The sequence below is a fragment of the Streptococcus mitis genome (genome assembly GCF_016658865.1).
Classification (GTDB): domain Bacteria; phylum Bacillota; class Bacilli; order Lactobacillales; family Streptococcaceae; genus Streptococcus; species Streptococcus mitis_BT.
This window is the reverse complement of record NZ_CP067992.1, coordinates 1637294-1658272: the sequence shown is the minus strand read 5'-3', so window position 1 is coordinate 1658272 and position 20979 is coordinate 1637294. Positions and strand designations below refer to the sequence as shown.

At 36.2% G+C, this 20979-nt stretch carries 17 protein-coding genes; 16 read left to right on the top strand and 1 reads right to left on the bottom strand.

Translation table 11 applies throughout. The annotated features are described in order from the left end of the window. Positions 1–53: 53 nt before the first annotated feature. From JJN14_RS08240 to asp5, 16 genes are all read left to right on the top strand, one after another. Positions 54–1283, top strand: a complete 1230-nt coding sequence (locus JJN14_RS08240; protein ID WP_201058398.1) for a glycosyltransferase family 8 protein — start codon at positions 54–56, stop codon at positions 1281–1283. Next, a complete protein-coding gene (locus tag JJN14_RS08235) occupies positions 1273–2148 on the top strand; it encodes a glycosyltransferase family 2 protein (RefSeq protein WP_201058397.1) in 876 nt (291 codons plus the stop codon). Before JJN14_RS08240 ends, JJN14_RS08235 begins: the two co-directional genes overlap by 11 nt. A gap of 28 nt (positions 2149–2176) precedes the next feature. Continuing rightward, positions 2177–3187 carry a sugar transferase gene (locus JJN14_RS08230; protein ID WP_201058396.1) on the top strand — a complete coding sequence of 337 codons (1011 nt, stop codon included), beginning with the start codon at positions 2177–2179 and terminating at the stop codon, positions 3185–3187. A 9-nt stretch (positions 3188–3196) separates the two neighbouring features. After that, positions 3197–5638: an SP_1767 family glycosyltransferase gene (locus JJN14_RS08225; RefSeq protein WP_201058395.1), complete on the top strand. Its 2442-nt coding sequence runs from the start codon at positions 3197–3199 to the stop codon at positions 5636–5638. A 228-nt stretch (positions 5639–5866) separates the two neighbouring features. After that, positions 5867–6739: a glycosyltransferase family 2 protein gene (locus JJN14_RS08220; protein ID WP_201058394.1), complete on the top strand. Its 873-nt coding sequence runs from the start codon at positions 5867–5869 to the stop codon at positions 6737–6739. A 105-nt stretch (positions 6740–6844) separates the two neighbouring features. Beyond that, positions 6845–8074 (top strand): glycosyltransferase, encoded by a 1230-nt coding sequence (locus tag JJN14_RS08215; protein ID WP_201058393.1) that lies wholly within the window; start codon positions 6845–6847, stop codon positions 8072–8074. After that, positions 8071–9255 carry a glycosyltransferase family 8 protein gene (locus JJN14_RS08210; protein WP_201058392.1) on the top strand — a complete coding sequence of 395 codons (1185 nt, stop codon included), beginning with the start codon at positions 8071–8073 and terminating at the stop codon, positions 9253–9255. Before JJN14_RS08215 ends, JJN14_RS08210 begins: the two co-directional genes overlap by 4 nt. 82 nt (positions 9256–9337) lie before the next feature. Next, a complete protein-coding gene (gene secY2, locus JJN14_RS08205; protein ID WP_084862892.1) occupies positions 9338–10555 on the top strand; it encodes an accessory Sec system protein translocase subunit SecY2 in 1218 nt (405 codons plus the stop codon). A gap of 9 nt (positions 10556–10564) precedes the next feature. Further along, positions 10565–12145, top strand: a complete 1581-nt coding sequence (gene asp1 / locus JJN14_RS08200) for an accessory Sec system protein Asp1 (protein ID WP_201058391.1) — start codon at positions 10565–10567, stop codon at positions 12143–12145. Then, complete coding sequence (gene asp2, locus JJN14_RS08195; RefSeq protein WP_201058390.1) at positions 12129–13664, top strand: accessory Sec system protein Asp2; 1536 nt, start codon at positions 12129–12131, stop codon at positions 13662–13664. Before asp1 ends, asp2 begins: the two co-directional genes overlap by 17 nt. Beyond that, positions 13661–14101 carry an accessory Sec system protein Asp3 gene (gene asp3 / locus JJN14_RS08190; RefSeq protein WP_201058389.1) on the top strand — a complete coding sequence of 147 codons (441 nt, stop codon included), beginning with the start codon at positions 13661–13663 and terminating at the stop codon, positions 14099–14101. Before asp2 ends, asp3 begins: the two co-directional genes overlap by 4 nt. Then, positions 14094–16466: an accessory Sec system translocase SecA2 gene (secA2, locus tag JJN14_RS08185; RefSeq protein ID WP_201058388.1), complete on the top strand. Its 2373-nt coding sequence runs from the start codon at positions 14094–14096 to the stop codon at positions 16464–16466. Before asp3 ends, secA2 begins: the two co-directional genes overlap by 8 nt. An 11-nt stretch (positions 16467–16477) precedes the next feature. After that, positions 16478–17989, top strand: coding sequence for an accessory Sec system glycosyltransferase GtfA (gene gtfA, locus JJN14_RS08180; RefSeq protein ID WP_201058387.1), 1512 nt, complete (start codon positions 16478–16480; stop codon positions 17987–17989). Continuing rightward, positions 17982–19319: an accessory Sec system glycosylation chaperone GtfB gene (gene gtfB / locus JJN14_RS08175; RefSeq protein WP_201058386.1), complete on the top strand. Its 1338-nt coding sequence runs from the start codon at positions 17982–17984 to the stop codon at positions 19317–19319. Before gtfA ends, gtfB begins: the two co-directional genes overlap by 8 nt. Before the next feature lies 1 nt (position 19320). Then, positions 19321–19500, top strand: a complete 180-nt coding sequence (gene asp4, locus JJN14_RS08170; protein ID WP_049488410.1) for an accessory Sec system protein Asp4 — start codon at positions 19321–19323, stop codon at positions 19498–19500. Positions 19501–19504: 4 nt separating this feature from the next. Beyond that, positions 19505–19729, top strand: a complete 225-nt coding sequence (gene asp5 / locus JJN14_RS08165; RefSeq protein WP_004260825.1) for an accessory Sec system protein Asp5 — start codon at positions 19505–19507, stop codon at positions 19727–19729. A 248-nt stretch (positions 19730–19977) separates the two neighbouring features. Here the strand turns inward: asp5 and JJN14_RS08160 are convergent, their stop codons facing one another. Next, on the bottom strand, positions 19978–20928 hold the full coding sequence (locus JJN14_RS08160) for an aromatic acid exporter family protein (RefSeq protein WP_201058385.1): 951 nt from the start codon (positions 20926–20928) through the stop codon (positions 19978–19980). Positions 20929–20979: the final 51 nt, after the last annotated feature.

The following is a 20979-nucleotide window of genomic DNA, read 5'->3' as shown; positions in this document are numbered from 1 at the left end:
TGTCAGAAGCATGTTTTTTCAGTTGGTAAACATAGAGGAATCGGGAGATAAGAATGTATAGAAAAGTTATTGCTTTAGGAGCTGATATTAATTATCTTGATAAGGTAGAAACTGTTATAAAGTCAGTTTCAGTTCATAATCACGAAGTGAAATTTTATGTGTTTAATGACGACCTACCTAGTGAATGGTTTTTATTAATGAGACATCGTTTGAAAGTTATTGGATCTGAGATTGTCAATGTTAAAAAAACAGTTCATAATCTTCGTGATTTTTACTTACCAAATGCAATCCTTTCCTATGCTGCTTTCTTTAGATATTTTATTGCAGACGAAGTTATAGAAGATAGGGTTCTCTATTTAGACTCAGATACGATTGTCAATGCAAAATTAGACGACTTATTTTTCTTGGATTTACATGGATATGCTATCGCAGCTGTTCAGGATTTTGATCAGAGTGGTTGCTTAACAACCTTTAATTCAGGTGTGATGGTGATTGATGCAAAGAAATGGAGAGAAAATCGTTTGACACAAAGTCTACTGGAGTTGACTGCCAAACATCATGAACATGTCTATGGAGACCAAGGGATTCTCAATATGTATTTTGGTGATCAGTGGCTACATTTGGATAAAGAGTATAATTTCATGGTTGGTTTAGATCAATTTCTTCATTTAAGAGGGAATAGTGAATGGTACCAATCTAACTATTATGGAAATTGTGAACCAAAGATTATTCACTATACCACAGAATTTAAACCATGGACCCATTTAACGCTGACACGTTTTCGTAAACTCTGGTGGTTTTATTATGGTTTGAACTGGAACGATGTATTGTTAAGTTCAGATATCGTTAAACGCTCTTTTAACGAATTAGTAGGAGCTCCCTTATATCATACTTGTATTTTTACAAATAGTGCTGCCATGGAGTCCTTGGAATATCTCCTATCGGAATTGCCAGAAGTGCACTTTACGATCTTGGCGCATACAAATTTTGCTCCCTCTGTTATTGATTTACAGATACATCTGAATCTTTCACTTATGCCGAATTTTAATCAGTTTAATATGAAAGAAACCTTGGATAAAATGGATTTCTATCTTGATATTAACCATGAAGGAGAAATTGTCAACATTATCGAAGAAGTTCATAAACGCAATAAACCAATCTTTGGTTTTGATAATACTAGTCATGATAGCACAGGAAGAAGTCAGATTTTTTCAGCAAGTGAGCCAGATAAGATGGTAGATGCTATTCGCAGATTTTTAGGAGAAGAAGTCAATGGAAAATGAGTTAATCAGTATTGTTGTTCCAATATATAATGTGGAAAATTATCTGAGAATGTGTTTAGATAGTATTCAAAAACAAACGTATACAAATTTTGAATGCTTATTAATCAATGATGGTTCTCCAGATAATTCAGCAGATATTTGTAGAGAATATGTTGCTAAGGATGCTCGTTTCCGTTATTTTGAAAAAGAAAATGGAGGCCTATCAGATGCACGCAATTATGGAATAAGACAATCAAAAGGTTCCTATCTTACTTTTGTAGATTCTGATGATTGGTTGGAAAATGATGCTTTACAACAGTTATATGATGCATTGAAAAAAGAAAATGCGGATATTAGTATCGGACGTTATAATTGTTACGATGAATCACGTTGCCAATATTTGTTTTATAATTCTAATCCAGATGATTCTCTTGGAATGATAGAAGGAAAAGAAATCATAGATAGAGAAGGTGTCGAAGAAATGAGAAATGGGAATTGGACTGTAGCTTATTTGAAATTATTCAAGAGAGAGCTATTAGAAAATTTGCCATTTCCTTTAGGAAAAATTGCGGAAGATACTTACTGGACGTGGAAAGTACTCCTAAAGGCTTCACGGGTTGTCTATTTAAATAGTTATATTTATTGGTACCGTGTTGGTTTGAATGGTACTTTATCGAATATATGGAGTGAAAAGCGTATGTATGATGAAATCGAGGCTAGGGAAGAAAAACTAGCTATTTTAGCAAGTTTGAATTATGATTTGACCAATCATAATTTGATTTATAAAAATAGATTACAAAGAGTAGTAGCAAGATTAGAAGAGCAAAATATGCAGTTCACAGAGATTTATCGAAGGATGATGGAAAAATTGTCTTTGCTTCCGTAAATATTAATAAAAAATGAGATAATACAATATGAAACTACATTTAACAAACTTATACGGTATGGCTGGTGATAGTACGGTTATTCTAGCCCAAAATGCTGTACAAAAGATAGCCAGTCAACTGGGATTTAGAGAAGTTGGTATCTATTTTTATAATATTGCTTCAGATAGTCCTTCTGAAATGAATAAACGTCTGGATGGTATTATGGCCAGTATTTCTATTGGTGATATCTTAGTCTTTCAGTCTCCTACTTGGAATGGCTTTGAGTTTGATCGAGTCTTGTTTGATAAGCTGAAGGATATGCAGGTAAAAATTGTTTGCTTTATCCATGATGTTGTTCCTCTCATGTTTGATAGTAATTATTATCTCATGAAAGAGTATATGTATATGTATAATCTATCGGACGTTTTGATTGTTCCATCTGAACAGATGAAAGAACGCCTGATGGAAGAAGGCTTGACAACTAAGAAAATTCTCATTCAAGGGATGTGGGATCATCCTCATGATTTATCCTTATACACTCCGACTTTTAAAAAAGAACTCTTTTTTGCTGGAAGTTTAGAGCGTTTCCCAGACTTGCAAAATTGGTCTCAAGATACGCCTTTAAGAGTATTTTCAAATAAAGGGGAAGCTAGTTCTAGTGCTAGAAATCTCAGCATCGAAGGATGGAAAAAAGATGAGGAATTGTTGCTAGAATTATCAAAGGGTGGATTTGGCATTGTCTGGGGAACCCATCAAAATGAGGGAGAAAGTAACCAATACTATACCTTGAATATATCTCATAAGGTTAGTACCTATCTAACAGCTGGTATCCCAGTGATTGTACCGAGCAGCTTATCAACTGCTAAATTTCTAGTAGATCAAGGATTGGGCTTCGTGGCAGATAGCCTAGAAGAAGTTCATGCGATAGTTGATAAAATGAATGTAGAAGAATATCAAGAAATGACGAATCGTATCAAGACATTTAGTTATCTGCTGAAAGAGGGCTATTTCACTAAAAAGCTATTGGTAGATGCGATTTATCACTTAGGAATTGATTAAGAGAACAAGATGATTAAAACAATTGTATTAGCTGGTGATCGTAATTACACCACGCAGTTAGAAACAACCATAAAATCTATCCTATACCACAATCGAGATGTTAAGATTTATATTTTAAATCAAGATATCATGCCAGATTGGTTCCGCAAACCACGAAAAATAGCTCGCGTGTTAGGTAGTGACATTATCGATGTTAAACTACCTGAACAAGCTGTGTTTCAGAATTGGAAAAAACAGGCTCACATTAGTTCAATTGCCTATGCTAGGTACTTTATTCCAGACTATATACAAGAAGATACTGTGTTGTATTTGGATTGTGACTTACTTATTAATGATAAATTAGACAGTCTATTTGAGCAGGATGTAAGAGAACATTATATCGCAGCGATTAGAGATGCAAATGGTCAAGGTTTCAATACTGGCGTCCTACTAATCAACAATGAAAAATGGCGTCAAGAGAATCTAAAAGAACGGTTAATTGAACAGTCTATAATAACAACAAAGGAAGTTGAAGAAGGTCGCTTTGAGCATTTTAATGGTGATCAAACGATTTTCAATCAGGTCTTACAAGATGATTGGTTAGAACTAGGTAGAGCTTATAATTTACAAGTAGGACATGATGTGGTTGCTTTGTATAATAATTGGCAGGAACATCTGGCTTTTAACGATAAACCAGTGGTGATTCATTTTACTACCTACAGAAAGCCATGGACCACCTTGATAGCCAACCGTTATCGTGATTTATGGTGGGAATTTCATGATTTGGAGTGGAATCAAATTTTACAACACCATATAGGAGAGTTTGAAATGACATCGCCTCTAGATAAGGAATTTTCTTGTTTAACTTTGACAAATTCCCAAGATTTAGAAGGGATAGAAGAGCTAGTTACGGCTCTACCAGATGTAGTCTTTCATATCGCAGCTTGGACGGATATGGGTGATAAGCTGATAAAATTAGCTGTCTATGATAATGTGAGATTGCATCCACAGATTGTTCCTCCTGTCTTGGAAAAACTGAAAAGAAAAGTGGATATTTATCTGGATATCCATCAGGGATTAGAAGTTGAAAGTATTTTGAAAGATGTTTGTAACGTTGGGATTCCTATCTTAAGTTTTTCTAATACACAGCATGGAATGTATGATCAAATAGTATTTGATAAAGAAAATGTCAATTTAATGATAGAAGCTATCAAAGACTATGCTAGTCATTCTCGATTTTTAAAAGATTATAATCAGGAGACATTTCATTGCTTAATATTTACTGATACACAGGACATTGAACAATTAGATTATTTAGCTCAATATCTTCCACATGTTATCTTTGATATCGCAGCTTGGACAGATATGGGGCCAAAGTTATATGAACTACAAAGTAACTATCAAAATATTCGTTTACATCCAGCTATAACAACAGAAAAATTAGAACAATTAAAAGTAAGAGCGGGCTTGTATTTAGATATTAGCTGTGGCCATTCGACACATGATATAGTGAGATCAGCTCATGAAATGAATAAAATCATTTTCTCTTTTGATAGTACCCAACATGGTTCTTTTGGACAACAGATATACTCTTCAAAAGTACCCGAACGTATGGTGGAAGACATTGAAAATATTATTTCTGGAACATTCCAATCAAGAAGACCAGCGATTATGGTTAAGGATATTGATCAAACTCTAGATTATATAATAGAAAACCAATCTTCTATTATCCGTTTTGGAGATGGAGAGATGGATTTAATGTTAGGAAAATCTATTCCTTATCAAGTTTATGATGAAAACCTTGCAAGTCAGTTGAAAGAGATTATTTCTCTTCAAAGTGATGAAAAATTAGTTATTGGTTTACCAAATGTATTTGCTGATCGTTCAAATTTTACACCAGCAGCGGAAGCCTTTTGGAAGGGACATTTAGAACATCATTTAAAAGATTATGTAGAATTAGCTAGAGCAAATTGGTATGGGACTACATTTGTATCTCGACCATACATTGACTATATGGATAAATCGCAATCATTCAGTCAATTTGAAAAACTAAAACATATTTGGAAGGATGAGGACATTCTGATTGTAGAAGGAGTAACTTCTCGTTCAGGTGTAGGCAATGATTTATTTGATGGAGCAAGTTCAATTAAGCGGATTATCTGTCCTTCTCAAAATGCTTTTTCGCGCATAGAAGAGATTCAAGAAGCGGTATTACAGTATGCTGAAAATCGTCTTGTTTTATGTATGCTTGGCCCTACAGCTAAAATTTTATCCTATAATCTTTTTAAGAAGGGATATAGGGTCCTCGATATTGGTCATATTGATTCAGAGTATGAGTGGATGAAGATGGGTGCTAAAACCAAGGTTAAATTTTCTCATAAACATACTGCTGAACATAATTTTGACCAAGATATTGAATTCATTGAGGATGAGACCTATAACAATCAGATTGTTGCAAGGATTTTAGAATAACTTATAAGTATGATTAATAAGTTCTCAATTTTGATTGAACATTTTTAGACAAAAAAAGAAATTAATGAGGGTAATTCTCTAAAAGAATAGACATTTTTAATAAAAAGAATCTATTATGAACAGGAATTTAACGGAAATTTTTCAAGATTTACATAGAGACTGCCCGACAACTATATTGCTATATAAATAAAGATTTATTCTATAATTTTAAGATTGTAGGTGAAATGTATGGAATCTTTGATTAGTGTTATTATTCCAGTTTATAATACTGAAAGTTATATTGGAATTTGCTTGGAAAGTCTTGTTAAACAGACTTATACAAATTTTGAAGTGCTTATGATTGATGATGGTTCTACAGATAATTCAGGAAGAATTTGTCAGGAATATACAGAGAGTGACTCCCGTTTTCATTACTATGGGAAAGAAAATGGCGGAGTTTCTTCTGCTCGTAATTTGGGGATTGAATACTCCAGAGGTGATTATTTAACTTTTGTTGATTCAGATGACTGGGTTGAGGAAGATTATTTAGAAGTTCTATATTCTGCTCTAGTATCCGAATCTGCGTCAGTCTCAATTTCAACATATAAAAGATTTTCTATGGAAGATAATACTTGGTATGTTCATTCTTTTCAACGAGGTTACGATAAACGAGTCTTTCATCATCTAGAACTAATCAATGAATTAATTGATTTGGATTCTTTCGATTATTCATATCGTTTTGTAAGTGGAAAGTTAGTAAGAAAAGATGTTGTGGGGGATATTCGTTTTAATTCTCTAACTATTTTAGGTGAAGATATGGAATTTTGGTTTAAAATCTATCTAATCTCACCTAAATCTGTCTATATCAATAGGGATAGTTATGTTTATAGAGTAGGTGAAGGATCGACGAGACATTTTAGTTTACTCAAGGTCAGGTGTGATTTACAACAGCGTGAAAATTTTATAGCTCTTCTTGCTGCTCGAAATATAGATGTCAGTCGTTATGTTGATTCTTTTATTGAAATTTTAAAACGAAGAAAAAAAGAACTTGAAGATAAAAATCTATCATCAACAGATACGATGAGATGGATCAAGGAAACATTATGTTTGCTTGATAAGTAAGTGAACAGATTGATTTTATGTAAAGATTCTAAAATAAAATCTATTTGATTTAATGTATGTAGGACAATAAATAATGTTAGTTAGAATAAATGATAAGGATTTAAAATGGGAAATACCAAACGTGCAGTAGTATTTGCAGGTGATTACGCTTATATTCGACAAATCGAAACAGCGATGAAGTCACTCTGTAGACACAACAGTCATTTGAAAATTTATTTGCTCAATCAGGATATTCCCCAGGAATGGGTTAGTCAAATAAGAATATATTTACAAGAGATGGGAGGCGATTTGATTGATTGCAAGTTAATTGGTTCACAGTATAAAATGAACTGGTCTAATAAATTACCTCATATCAATCATATGACCTTTGCACGCTATTTTATTCCAGATTTTGTAACAGAAGATAAAGTTCTCTATCTAGATAGTGATTTGATTGTGACTGGTGATTTGACCGATTTGTTTGAATTAGATTTAGGTGAAAATTATTTGGCTGCAACTCGCTCTTGCTTTGGAGCAGGTGTTGGTTTTAACGCAGGAGTTCTATTGATAGACAATAAAAAATGGAAATCAAATAATATGCGTCAGCAGTTAGTTGAATTAACGGAAAAAGAACATGAAAATGTGGGGGAAGGAGATCAATCTATTCTCAATATTCTTTTTCAAAGTAGTTATTACCAGTTAGAGGATACCTATAATTTTCAAGTAGGTTTTGATGCTGGTGCAGCTGAAAAAAATCATGCTTTTGTTTTTGAAATTCCACTAACACCTCTTCCAAAAATTTTGCACTATATTTCTCCTGATAAACCATGGAAGCAGTTTTCGGTTGGACGTTTGAGAGAAGAGTGGTGGAAATATTCTTTTATGGAATGGAGTTATATAGTATCTAGCTGGAAAGAAAAGGATGTTTTTTATTCTGCAGATATTTATAAACCAGCATTAACTTGCATGAATTTAACCAATTCTTGGTGTGTAGAAAAAATTGATTATCTAGTTGAACAATTGCCAGAAGTACATTTTTATATTGTTGCTCATACTTTTATGTCGGATGAATTAAAGAGATTATCTAGGTTTCAAAATGTGACTCTTTACCCTAATTCTTTTCCTATTTTAGTGGAAAAACTTCTAAAGAGTTCCGATATTTATTTAGATTTAAATTTAGATGAGAAACTAGTATATGTTTATGATTTAGTAAAGAAATGTGAAAAGCCGATACTAACTTTCGATAATACACGTTGCTTGACTATACCTGAAGAATCATATGCTGGTATTTGTCATCATGATAGGCCTGATGAAATGGTAGAAATGATTAAAAGTTTTATGGAAGGAGAGTCATGAGGAAATCAATTGTCTTAGCAGCGGATAATGCTTATTTAGTTCAATTAGAGACAACAATTAAATCGATTCTTTGTCATAATACAGAAGTTGATTTTTATATTTTAAATAGTGATATAGCGCCAGAATGGTTTAAATTATTAGTTCCTAAATTAAAACATTTTGATTCCAGCATTAAAAATATTCATTTGGAGTCTAATGGCTTTAAAGACTTTAAAACGGCGAATCATATAAATTATGCAACATTTTATAGATTTTTAATTCCTAATGTTATAAATGATAGTAGATCGCTTTATCTTGATTGTGATTTAATTGTAAGTGGAGATTTAAGTCCCTTGTTTGAATTAGATCTAAATGGATATCCTATAGCAGCAGTACAAGATAATTATGGATGGGAATTATCTATTAATGGTTTTAATGCTGGAGTGTTATTAATCAATAATGATATGTGGAGAGAACAAAATATTACACATGACTTATTGATATTAACCGAAGAAAAGCAAGACCAGGTTCAAATGGCAGACCAAAGTATCTTAAACATTTATTTTGAAAATCGATGGTTGCAATTGGATTATGATTTTAATAAATTAATAGGACTAGATTTCCTTAATACATCAGGAAATCTAGAAAATTTGAAATATTGTAGACCAGTAATAACACATTTTGCAAGTCATGATAAACCTTGGAACACGTATAGTGTATCGCGTCTTCGAGAATTGTGGTGGGCTTATAGAGATTTAGACTGGTCTGAAATGATATCAGGAAAAGCAAATCTTAATTATTTTGACCGTAGCAATCAATCTAAGAAGAATGTTTTTATTGTAACATGGGTTTTAGAAGTAGAACACTTGGAATATTTAATAAAGTCTTTACCTGATTGGCATTTTAATATCGGAGCTCCAGTATATTGTGCCCCTGCTCTAACTAACTTATCAGTTTATGAAAATGTAACTCTTTATCAGAGTATCATTCATAATAGAATTGAATGGCTTTTAGATGATACAACTGTCTATTTAGATATTAATCATGGAGCAGAGGTTCTAGATGTCTTATCCAAGGCCAGAGATAGAGGGGTAAAAATCTTTACGTTTGATAATACTAGGAAATCCCCAGATGATAGTATTTACGATGGTATTTTTTCTGTAGAAAGTCCTGAGGAAATGGTTAAAGTCTTAAGAAATTAGAAGAATAATCTTTACCGTTTAGTGTAAGAATAATATATAATAAAAGTGAGATTTGACCCCAAAGCTAATAAAGGAGTATTTTGTGACTAAGATTTATTCGTCAATAGCAGTAAAAAAAGGATTATTTACCTTATTTCTACTGTTTATCTATGTATTGGGAAGTCGTATTACTCTCCCTTTTGTTGACCTAAATAGTAAAGATTTTTTAGGAGGTTCAACAGCCTATCTAGCCTTCTCAGCTGCCCTAACAGGTGGAAATCTGAGAAGTTTGTCAATTTTTTCTGTTGGACTCTCCCCTTGGATGTCAGCTATGATTTTGTGGCAGATGTTTTCATATTCTAAAAAATTGGGGCTAAGTTCTACAGCGATTGAAATTCAAGATCGTCGAAAAATGTATCTGACCTTGCTGATTGCTGTTATTCAATCCTTGGCAGTTAGCTTGAGCTTACCAGTTCAATCCTCCTATTCGGCAATTTTGGTTGCTCTAATGAATACCTTGTTGCTGATAGCAGGAACATTTTTTCTTGTTTGGTTGTCAGATTTAAATGCTAGTATGGGGATTGGGGGTTCTATTGTAATCCTCCTATCCAGTATTGTTTTAAATATCCCTCAGGATGTTATTGAAACATTTCAAACGGTTCATATTCCAACAGGGATTATTGTGTTACTTGCTTTATTAACCGTTGTCTTTTCTTATTTACTTGCCATTATGTATCGAGCTCGCTATTTGGTTCCTGTTAATAAAATTGGCTTACACAATCGTTTTAAACGCTATTCTTATCTCGAAATCATGCTGAATCCTGCAGGTGGGATGCCTTATATGTATGTGATGAGTTTTCTTAGTGTACCGGCTTATCTGTTCATCTTGCTGGGTTTTATTTTCCCTAATCATTCAGGGCTAGCGGCTTTATCAAAGGAATTTATTGTTGGGAAGCCTTTGTGGGTCTATGTTTATATTTCGGTCTTATTTTTATTTAGTATTATTTTTGCATTTGTTACTATGAATGGAGAAGAGATTGCAGACCGCATGAAAAAATCTGGAGAATACATTTATGGAATTTATCCAGGAGAGGACACTAGTCGATTTATTAATCGATTGGTCCTTCGTTTCTCAGTCATAGGTGGTCTCTTTAATGTGATCATGGCAGGTGGTCCCATGCTTTTTGTTTTATTTGATGAAAAATTATTACGATTGGCAATGATTCCAGGCTTGTTTATGATGTTTGGGGGCATGATTTTTACGATTAGAGACGAGGTCAAGGCTTTAAGGCTAAATGAGACCTATAAACCTTTGATTTAGGAGACTTTTATGTATTATTTTATTCCAGCTTGGTATGGTTTTGAGAGGAAATGGCATGCAGATATCACTCCATGGTATTTTTCTCGTTTTCGTCTAGAGTTTGATGATACCTTTCACCAGATTCGGCTCTTTCAAGAGCAAGATATAGATTCTCGTCTATTAGTATTAGCTTACCAGCCTCATCTACGTTATTTTTTACATAGACATGGTGTGTTAGAAACGGATACTTATTCCGTTTTTGATGTTATGCAAGATTTTCATAATCTCCATACCCAAGTGTTAAGTATTAGAGATATTGAGTGGGATGATGACTGTGAATTTATTTATAGTCCCTTTACGATTATCGTTCAAAAAAATGGGAAGAAATTTGCTAAGGTTGAACATGGGGTTGAAGGCTTCATCAGTGATATACAGTATTTTGAACCGAATGGTCAAATACATATGCACTATATCATGGATGACCGTGGGTTTGTATCGAGTGTTATCTTTTTTGAAGAGGGGCAAGTGGCTTATCAAGAATATCTGAATCCCAAGGGAGTATGGCAATTCAGAGAACGTTTAAAAGAAGGCGGACGGGTAGAAATCAATCCAATTTTTAGTTATCGCTTTAAAGCACTTATTTACCAAAACATGGGAGACTTGGTGGCAGAATTTTTTGAGAATTATCTGCAAAAGTATGTGAAGGACCAGGATATTTTTATGCTTCCTTCTCATTCTCATCATGATCAGCTTGTCTTAGACCGATTACCTAAGAAAAATCCGAAACTGTTGAGTCTTTTCATTGGACGTAATCCTCAAGATACCTTTAGGGATTTAGATTTAACTTTTGAAAAATCGGATTTGATTTTGGTGGATAGAGAGGATAGTTTACGATTGTTGCAGGAGTTGTATCCTGAACGAATGCATCACTTTTATCATTTATCATCTTTTGACACCCGATTACGATTGGGACGAAGCCAAACTAAGAAAGAATCCATCATATATTATCAACTGGATTTTGAACAGGGGATTGATAATCAAGCTCTACTTCAAGTCTTGGCCTTTGTCTCTGAAAATAAAGATACTGAAGTGATTTTTGGAGCCTTTGCTGCTAGTCAGGAGCAAATGAATGAGGTGGAAGGGATTGTTGAGTCTTTCATCCAAGAAAACATTCAATCCGAAAATCTGGGAAAGGCGATTGATTATGGTGATGCAGAAAATCCTCTGGAAGAAAATCAACACCAGGACTTACGTATACAGTTTGTCAACTTGAATGATGAGTTAGATTTAATAAAAACACTAGAATTTGTTCGTTTGATTGTGGATTTAAATAGATATCCTCATCTCTACACACAGATAGCTGGGATTAGTGCAGGGACTCCTCAAATCAACCTAGTTAAAACAGTCTATGTTGAACATTTAAAAAATGGTTATTTGCTGACAGATGTGACAGAATTTTCTAAGGCTGCACATTATTATACAGATAGATTAAAAGAATGGAATGAGTCTTTAATTTATTCGATTGATAAGATTAAGGAGCACACTGGACAACAATTTCTTGGAAAATTAGAGAAATGGATAGAGGAGGTTAAAAATGTCAAAGGAACTTAATATTTTACAGATAGGACTTGCCAATTGGGGAAATCACTATGACATACCTGAAAATATGAGTTGGTATCATTTTTACCCCAACTCGTCAGTAGCCCTTCGTGAAATAATTGAAAAAGAGGATATTAACCGTTTTCATGCAGTTTTAATAGAAGATGGTCAGTATGCTAAAGACTTATTTTCCTTTGTAAAATATTTTGAACCTTATACTTTATTTTATAACCAGAATCTACAAATAAATGATAGAGAGGTTGTGGATTTTCTAAAAAAACGATGTGCACAAGCAATTGATTTTTCAAGTCCCCAACAACTCATCAATGATTTGAGTAAATCTCTTTTTGGCGGTGGTTATGGTGATAAACTCTTTCCTTCGATGATACAAGTGAATCCAAACTTTACAGGAGCTATTTCTTATCAGGGATTAGATTATGTGAGTTTGGAAGGTGGATTTGGACAAGATTTTTCCCAACTTGCCTATTGGGCTTATAATATAGTTGTTCAAAAAACACTTCCTATTGAGTTGTGGCTTGAATATGAAAAGCAAGGAAATTGTGACTTTCGTTTGGTCATCCGTAAAATTTGGAGTGGATCTGTTGATGATATTTTTGAAGAGATCATAGTGTCTGAAAAAGACTTGGAGCAAGCACTTTTTATGGATAGTCGAGATGGAGATTACTTTCTTTCGATATCTGTTGAAGCAAGAGGTCGTGGAGCTATCAAACTAGGTAATCTTCACCAACGTTGGAGTCGAAAACAATTTGGTAAGTTTGTACTTGGTGGAAATATCCTTCATGATTCCAAGCGTGATGAAATAAACTATTTCTTCCATCCAGGTGATTTTAAACCGCCTTTGGCTGTCTATTTTGCAGGTTATCGACCTGCAGAAGGATTCGAGGGCTACTTTATGATGAAGAGTCTGGGATGTCCTTTCCTCCTCTTTTCAGATCCTCGTTTAGAGGGTGGGGCTTTTTACCTTGGAAGTGATGAATTAGAAGGTAAGTTAAAAGCCACCATTCAATATTATTTAGATTATCTTGGTTTAACCTCTAAGGATTTGATTTTATCAGGCCTTTCTATGGGAACGTTTCCTTCTCTCTACTACGGTGCTACTTTTGAACCTCATGCTGTGATTTTAGGGAAACCCTTGGCAAATTTAGGAACCATAGCTAGCCGTGGACGTTTGGATGCACCGGGTGTCTCTAACTTAGCTTTTGATTGCTTAATTCACCATACAGGTGGGACGAGTTGGCAAGATATGACGGAGTTGGATCAGCGATTTTGGAAAACTTTTAAGCAGGCAGATTTTTCCAATACTACCTTTGGATTATCTTACATGAAAGATGAAGATATGGATCCGCAGGCTTATGAGAAACTAGTTACTTATTTGTGTAATACAGGTGCTAAAATCTTATCTAAAGGAACGGCAGGTCGACACAATGATGATACAGATACCAATGTTGCTTGGTTTATCCACTTTTATCGGATGGTACTAGCAAGTGGTTTTGGAAGGGAGAAAGGATGATAATCACACAGAGACAGTCCATTCATTGGGGAGAAGTTGGTGGGACTTATATGTACGGATCAAATGTATCCTACTACCCAGACAAGAGTGTGCGTTTATATAACCCCCTCTTGCCATCTGGTGAAGTTTTGAGGACTTGGTTTTCTAGTGTTAATTACCAAGGTGCTAGGACCCAGCCACAACTTCCATTACTCAAAAGAAATCATCAATATCATTTAGCGATGCATTTTGATTGTCAACCTGAGAATGGTGTCTATATCAAACTGATCTTCTTAAATCGTTATGAGGATGTATTGGAAGAAAAAGTTGAAAAGGTAAGAGAGTTTACCTTTACTTATCCAGAGGATACCTATACTTATCGCATTTCCCTTTTGAGTGCTGGTTTTCAAGAATTAACCTTTTATGATTTTTCAATCAAGGAGATAAAAAGTGTTTAGACGATTCAGTCAAGATTTTCAGCTTAGGAAAGTGAAAAAGATTTTAAAGAGGATCAATAGCTTAAAAGGCAAGATGTCCTCTCTTTCGGATCAAGAATTAGTTGCTAAAACAGTGGAGTTTCGTCAGCGTCTTTCCAAGGGAGAAAGTCTAGATGACCTTTTAGTAGAAGCTTTTGCAGTGGTGCGTGAAGCAGACAAGCGGATTTTAGGGATGTTCCCCTATGATGTTCAGGTCATGGGAGCTATTGTCATGCACTACGGAAATGTTGCTGAGATGAATACGGGGGAAGGTAAAACCCTAACAGCTACCATGCCGGTCTATTTGAACGCTCTTTCAGGTCAAGGTGTGATGGTTGTTACGCCTAATGAGTATTTATCAAAGCGGGATGCAGAGGAAATGGGCCAAGTTTATCGTTTCCTAGGCTTGACTATTGGGGTCCCATTTACAGGGGATCCAAAGAAGGAAATGAAAGCAGAAGAAAAGAAACTGATCTATGCTTCGGATATCATTTACACAACCAATAGTAATTTAGGTTTTGATTACCTAAATGATAATCTGGCTTCGAATGAAGAAGGTAAGTTTTTGCGACCTTTTAACTATGTCATTATTGATGAAATTGACGATATCTTGCTTGATAGTGCACAAACTCCTTTGATTATTGCGGGTTCTCCCCGTGTTCAGTCTAATTACTATGCAATCATTGATACACTAGTGACAACGCTAGTCGAAGGAGAAGATTATATTTTCAAAGAGGAGAAGGATGAGGTTTGGCTCACTACCAAGGGGGCTAAGGCTGCTGAAAGCTTCTTAGGCATAGATCATTTTTACAAGGAAGAACATGCGGTTTTTGCTCGTCATTTAGTGTATGCGATTCGAGCCCATAAACTCTTTACTAAAGATAAGGACTATATCATTCGTGGAAATGAGATGGTATTGGTGGATAAGGGGACTGGTCGTTTAATGGAAATGACCAAATTGCAGGGAGGTCTCCATCAGGCCATTGAAGCCAAGGAACACGTGAAGTTGTCTCCTGAAACGAGAGCCATGGCTTCCATCACCTATCAGAGTCTCTTTAAGATGTTTAAAAAAGTATCTGGGATGACGGGGACAGGAAAGGTAGCAGAAAAAGAATTTCTTGAGACTTATAATATGGCCGTTATTCGGATTCCAACCAATCGTCCTAAGCAACGAATTGATTATCCCGATAATCTCTATGTGACTTTACCAGAGAAAGTTTATGAGTCTTTGGAATACATCAAAGAGTATCATGCTAAGGGGAATCCCTTACTGGTTTTTGTAGGTTCAGTTGAAATGTCTCAGCTTTATTCATCGCTCTTGCTTCGTGAGGGAATAGCTCATAATGTCCTCAATGCTAATAATGCTGCGCGTGAGGCTCAAATCATCGCAGAATCAGGTCAAATGGGGGCTGTAACAGTAGCAACTTCAATGGCAGGACGCGGTACGGATATTAAACTCGGTGAGGGAGTTGCAGAACTTGGTGGCTTGATTGTCATCGGAACAGAGCGGATGGAGAGTCAGCGGATTGACCTTCAAATCCGTGGTCGTTCGGGCCGTCAGGGAGATCCAGGCATGAGTAAGTTTTTTGTATCACTGGAAGATGATGTTATTAAGAAATTTGGTCCATCTTGGGTTCACAAGAAGTATAAAGATTATCAGGTTCAAGATATGACGCAACCAGAAATTCTCAAAGGTCGTAAGTATCGTAACCTGGTCGAAAGGGCTCAGCATGCCAGTGATAGTGCTGGACGTTCGGCACGCCGTCAGACTCTAGAATATGCTGAAAGTATGAATATTCAACGGGATATGATTTACAAGGAACGCAATCGTCTAATAGATGGTTCTCGTGACTTAGAAGATGTAGTTTTGGATATCATCGAGAGATATACAGAAGCGGTAGCGGCTGAACACTATGCCAGTCGTGAATTACTGTTTCACTTTATTGTTACCAATATCAGTTTCCATGTAAAGGAGATTCCAGATAATCTAGACCTATCTAATCAGAAACAAGTCCGCAACTTTATTCAACAAGTTGTGAATAGAGAACTCTCTGAAAAGAAGGAATTACTGGAGAAACACGGCTTGTATGAACAGTTTTTACGACTCTCCATGCTCAAGGCTATTGATGATAACTGGGTGGAGCAGGTAGACTATCTACAACAATTATCTATGGCTATCGGTGGTCAATCTGCTGCACAGAAAAATCCAATTGTAGAATATTATCAAGAAGCCTATGCAGGTTTTGAAGCGATGAAAGAGCAAATTCGTGCTGATATGGTACGGAATCTCCTGATGGGGCTGGTTGAGGTCACTCCAAAAGGTGAAATCGTGACTCATTTTCCATAAGAGGAGAAAATATGACAATTTACAATATAAATTTAGGAATTGGTTGGGCCAGTAGCGGTGTAGAATATGCTCAAGCCTATCGTGCCGGTATTTTTCGAAGTTTGAATTTACCCTCTAAATTTATCTTTACAGATATGATTTTAGCTGATAATATTCAGCATCTGACAGCCAATATAGGTTTTGATGATGAGCAAGTTATCTGGCTTTATAATCACTTTACAGATATCAAGATTGCACCGACTAGTGTGACAGTGGCAGATGTATTAGGTACTTTTGACGGTGTTGAAAGTCATCGAGAAAAGAATGGCAAGATTTTGCGTTTCTTCTTTTCTGACCAAGATAAGTTTGTCACCTGTTATTTGGTTGACGAGGATAAGGACTTGGTCCAACATGCCGAGTATGTTTTTAAGGGGAATTTGATTCGGAAGGATTACTTTTCTTATACGCGCTATTGTAGCGAATATTTTGCTCCCAAGGACAATGTTGCAGTCTTATACCAAAGAACTTTCTACAATGAAGACGGGACTCCAGCCTATGATATCTTGATGAATCAAGGGAAGGAAGAAATTTATCGTTTTAAGGATAAGATTTTCTATGGGAAACCAGCTTTCATGCGTGCTTTTATGAAATCCTTGAATTTAAATAAGTCTGATTTAGTCATTCTGGATAGGGAGACAGGCATTGGACAGGTTGTTTTTGAGGAAGCACAAGCAGCGTATTTAGCGGTAGTTGTTCATGCGGAGCATTATAGTGAAAGTGCTACAGACGATGACTATATCCTTTGGAATAATTACTACGACTATCAGTTTACCAATGCAGATAAGGTTGACTTCTTTATCGTATCAACTGATAGACAAAAGGAAGTGTTGCAAGAGCAATTTGCCAAATACACCCAGCACCAACCAAAGGTTATTACCATTCCTGTAGGAAGTATTGATTCCTTGACCGAGTCAAGTCAAGGACGTAAGCCTTTTTCATTGATTACTGCTTCACGTCTTGCCAAAGAAAAACACATTGATTGGTTGGTCAAGGCAGTTATTGAAGCTCGTAAGGAAATTCCTGAACTAACCTTTGATATTTATGGTAGCGGTGGAGAGGATTCTCTGCTTAGAGATATTATTGCAAATCATCAGGCTGAGGATTATATCCAGCTCAAGGGACATGCGGAACTTTCGCAGATTTATAGCCAGTATGAGGTCTACTTGACGGCTTCAACCAGTGAAGGTTTTGGTTTGACCTTGATGGAAGCTATTGGTTCAGGCCTCCCTCTCATCGGTTTTGATGTGCCTTATGGTAATCAGACCTTTATAGAAGATGGGCAAAATGGTTATTTGATTCCAAGTTCATCTGACCATGTAGAAGACCAAATCAAGCAAGCTTACGCAGCTAAGATTTGTCAACTGTATCAAGAAAATCGTTTGGAATCTATGCGTGACCATTCTTATCAAATTGCAGAAGGCTTTTTAACCGAAGAAATTTTAGAAAAGTGGAAGAAAACAGTAGAGGAGGTGCTCCATGATTGAACTTTATGATCGTTATAGTCAGGAAAGTCGAGATTTACATGAAAGTCTAGTCGCTACTGGTCTTTCTCAACTTGGAGTGGTCATCGATGCAGATGGTTTTCTGCCTGATGGTCTGGTTTCTCCTTTTACCTATTATCTAGGCTATGAAAAGGGAAAACCTCTCTATTTCAACCAAGTCCCTGTTCCAGCTTTTTGGGAAATTTCAGGCAATAATCAGTCTGCTCGTATTGAAGATATGACAGAGGAGAGGGCCGTCATTCATTATGCTGATGGAATGCAGGCTCGCTTGGTAAAACAGGTAGATTGGAAAGACCTGGAAGGTAGAGTCCGTCAGGTTGACCATTACAATCGCTTCGGAGCTTGCTTTGCTACAACCACTTATAGCGCTGATAGTGAACGGATTATGACTGTTTACAAAGCTGTCAATGGTCAGGAAGTTTTACTTGAAAACCATGTGACGGGTGATATCTTATTGACCTTACCAGGTAAACCTATGCGATCTTTTGTAAATAAAGTTGAATTTATCACCTTCTTTTTACAAGATTTGGGATTAGATAGCCATCAGCTTATCTTTAATACCTTAGCGACTCCTTTCTTGGTTTCCTTCCATCATCCAGATAAATCTGGCTCAGATGTTTTGGTTTGGCAGGAACCTCTTTATGATGCCATTCCAGGCAATATGCAGTTGATTTTGGAAAGCGATGATGTGCGTACTAAGAAGATTATCATTCCAAACAAAGCGACTTATGAACGTGCTTTAGAGTTGACTGACGAGAAATACCATGATCAGTTTGTCCACTTGGGTTACCATTACCAGTTTAAACGCGATAATTTCCTAAGACGAGATGCCTTAATCTTGACTAATTCAGATCAGATTGAGCAAGTAGAAGCAATCGTAGAAGCCTTGCCTGATGTCACTTTCCGCATCGCGGCGGTAACAGAGATGTCTTCTAAGTTATTAGACATGCTTTGCTATCCTAATGTGGTCCTTTACCAGAATGCTAGTCCACAGAAGATTCAGGAGCTGTATCAACTGTCGGATATTTATTTAGATATCAATCACAGCAATGAGTTGTTGCAGGCGGTGCGTCAGGCCTTTGAGCACAATCTCTTGATTCTTGGATTTAATCAGACAGTGCACAATAGACTCTATATCGCTCCTGATCATCTATTTGAAAGTAGTGAAGTTTCTGCTTTGGTTGAGACCATTAAACTGGCCCTTTCAGATGTTGAACAAATGCGTCAGGCACTTGGCAAACAAGGCCAACATGCCAACTATGTTGACTTGGTGCGATATAAGGAAACCATGCAAACCGTTTTAGGAGGCTAACATGTCAGACGAAGATTTATTTTACAAAGACGTTGAAGGTCGTATGGAAGAGTTGAAACAAAAACCGATCAAGAAAGAAAAAGAAACCCGAGGGGAAAAGATTAGTAAGATTTTTTCACTCATCTTGGGTTTAATGATTCTGATTGGTTTACTCTTTACTTTACTGGGAATTTTGAGGTAGGCCTATGACTGATATTCTGATTGTTTTAGCTATTATCCTCTCTCTTGCTTTGATTGTATTGGTAACCATACAACCTCGTCAAAATCAACTATTTTCCATGGATGCCACTAGTAATATTGGTAAACCAAGCTACTGGCAGAGCAATACCTTGGTCAAGGTTCTTACTTTATTAGTGAGTTTGGCTTTATTCGTTTTACTGTTAACATTTATGGTAATAACTTACAAATAAAAGAAAACTTCAGATATTCACCTTTTGTGATTGATCTGAAGTTTTCTTTTTTTACTCAATGAAAATCAAAGAGCAAACTAGGAAGCTAGCCGCAGGCTGCTCAAAACACCGTTTTGAGGTTGTGGATAGAACTGACGAAGTCAGCTTAAAACACTGTTTTGAGGTCGTAGATAAGACTGACGAAGTCAGTAACATATATACGGCAAGGTGAAGCTGACGTAGTTTGAAGAGATTTTCGAAGAGTATTACTATCCATATTTTTGGTAAAAATTAACTTTTACTTGGATGAAGGTTTTGGCTTCACGTAGGAGTTGAAGAAGTGTGGCACGGGTTTCAAATTCTTCTCTTGTCTTGGGCAGACTGCGATTACGGAAGACTTCCAGATAACGTTCAATTTCATCTAGCAAATCAGAAGCAGGATTGGTCTGGCTTAGTTGGCCTGCAATTTTTGAAAAGAGCTGGGCCAAAATCAGGCTCTCACTGGCAGCTAGGTGACAGGTGTTGATTTGCTGGGCCATGTTTCGCAGGATACGACTTTGTCGCTGTCTCATTTCAAAATAGTGGATATGGTAGTCGGTCTGGTGAAAGAGGTGGTCAGAGTGATCTAGATAGACCAGTCTGAGGGCTTCTTCCAAAAGGGTGTCCAATTCGTCAACTAACTGTGCTCGGTTGCGTCCATCTCCTCTGGATAAATAATATTTGAAGCGTTGGAGAATATCTTTTAACTTTTCTTCTACCAATGTGTGGTAGTGATGAATTTCCTCATCTCGTGAAGGCATGTAGAGATTGACAAGCAAGGCAAAACCTGTACCGATAGCAAAGAGAAGGAATTCATTGACTAGAAGCTCTGGAGAGGTTGACTCTTGTACCAAGAGGTGGCTAACCAAAACAGTGCTTGGTGTGATGCCAATTTCCCAACCCATCTTATAGGCTAGGGGCACATAAAGGGCTAGATAGAGGCCAAGGCTCCAGATATGAAATCCGCTCAAGTGAAAAGTCAAAACACCAATAGCTAGAGCTAGAAGCATGGAAAAGAGTCGATTGTGGGCCAGTTTTAAGGTACTTCTACGGGTATCGGATAGGCTCAAGAGGGCGATGATTCCAGCTGAAACTGCTGAGGAGAGATTGAGAAAATAAGCAAGAAGGCAGGCAAGACAGGTAGCTAAGATGAGTTTGGTCGTACGTTGGCTAATAGACATATGGATTTCCTAGTAAGTTCGAATAAAAGCGGAAAAGACAAGACCTGAGCA

Bases quoted from the DNA above. Each gene is read 5' to 3' on its own strand.
- JJN14_RS08240 (WP_201058398.1), top strand. From the start codon at position 54: ATGTATAGAAAAGTTATTGCTTTAGGAGCTGATATTAATTATCTTGAT.
- JJN14_RS08235 (WP_201058397.1), top strand. From the start codon at position 1,273: ATGGAAAATGAGTTAATCAGTATTGTTGTTCCAATATATAATGTGGAA.
- JJN14_RS08230 (WP_201058396.1), top strand. From the start codon at position 2,177: ATGAAACTACATTTAACAAACTTATACGGTATGGCTGGTGATAGTACG.
- JJN14_RS08225 (WP_201058395.1), top strand. From the start codon at position 3,197: ATGATTAAAACAATTGTATTAGCTGGTGATCGTAATTACACCACGCAG.
- JJN14_RS08220 (WP_201058394.1), top strand. From the start codon at position 5,867: ATGGAATCTTTGATTAGTGTTATTATTCCAGTTTATAATACTGAAAGT.
- JJN14_RS08215 (WP_201058393.1), top strand. From the start codon at position 6,845: ATGGGAAATACCAAACGTGCAGTAGTATTTGCAGGTGATTACGCTTAT.
- JJN14_RS08210 (WP_201058392.1), top strand. From the start codon at position 8,071: ATGAGGAAATCAATTGTCTTAGCAGCGGATAATGCTTATTTAGTTCAA.
- asp1 (WP_201058391.1), top strand. From the start codon at position 10,565: ATGTATTATTTTATTCCAGCTTGGTATGGTTTTGAGAGGAAATGGCAT.
- asp2 (WP_201058390.1), top strand. From the start codon at position 12,129: ATGTCAAAGGAACTTAATATTTTACAGATAGGACTTGCCAATTGGGGA.
- asp3 (WP_201058389.1), top strand. From the start codon at position 13,661: ATGATAATCACACAGAGACAGTCCATTCATTGGGGAGAAGTTGGTGGG.
- gtfA (WP_201058387.1), top strand. From the start codon at position 16,478: ATGACAATTTACAATATAAATTTAGGAATTGGTTGGGCCAGTAGCGGT.
- gtfB (WP_201058386.1), top strand. From the start codon at position 17,982: ATGATTGAACTTTATGATCGTTATAGTCAGGAAAGTCGAGATTTACAT.
- asp4 (WP_049488410.1), top strand. From the start codon at position 19,321: ATGTCAGACGAAGATTTATTTTACAAAGACGTTGAAGGTCGTATGGAA.
- asp5 (WP_004260825.1), top strand. From the start codon at position 19,505: ATGACTGATATTCTGATTGTTTTAGCTATTATCCTCTCTCTTGCTTTG.
- JJN14_RS08160 (WP_201058385.1), bottom strand. From the start codon at position 20,928: ATGTCTATTAGCCAACGTACGACCAAACTCATCTTAGCTACCTGTCTT.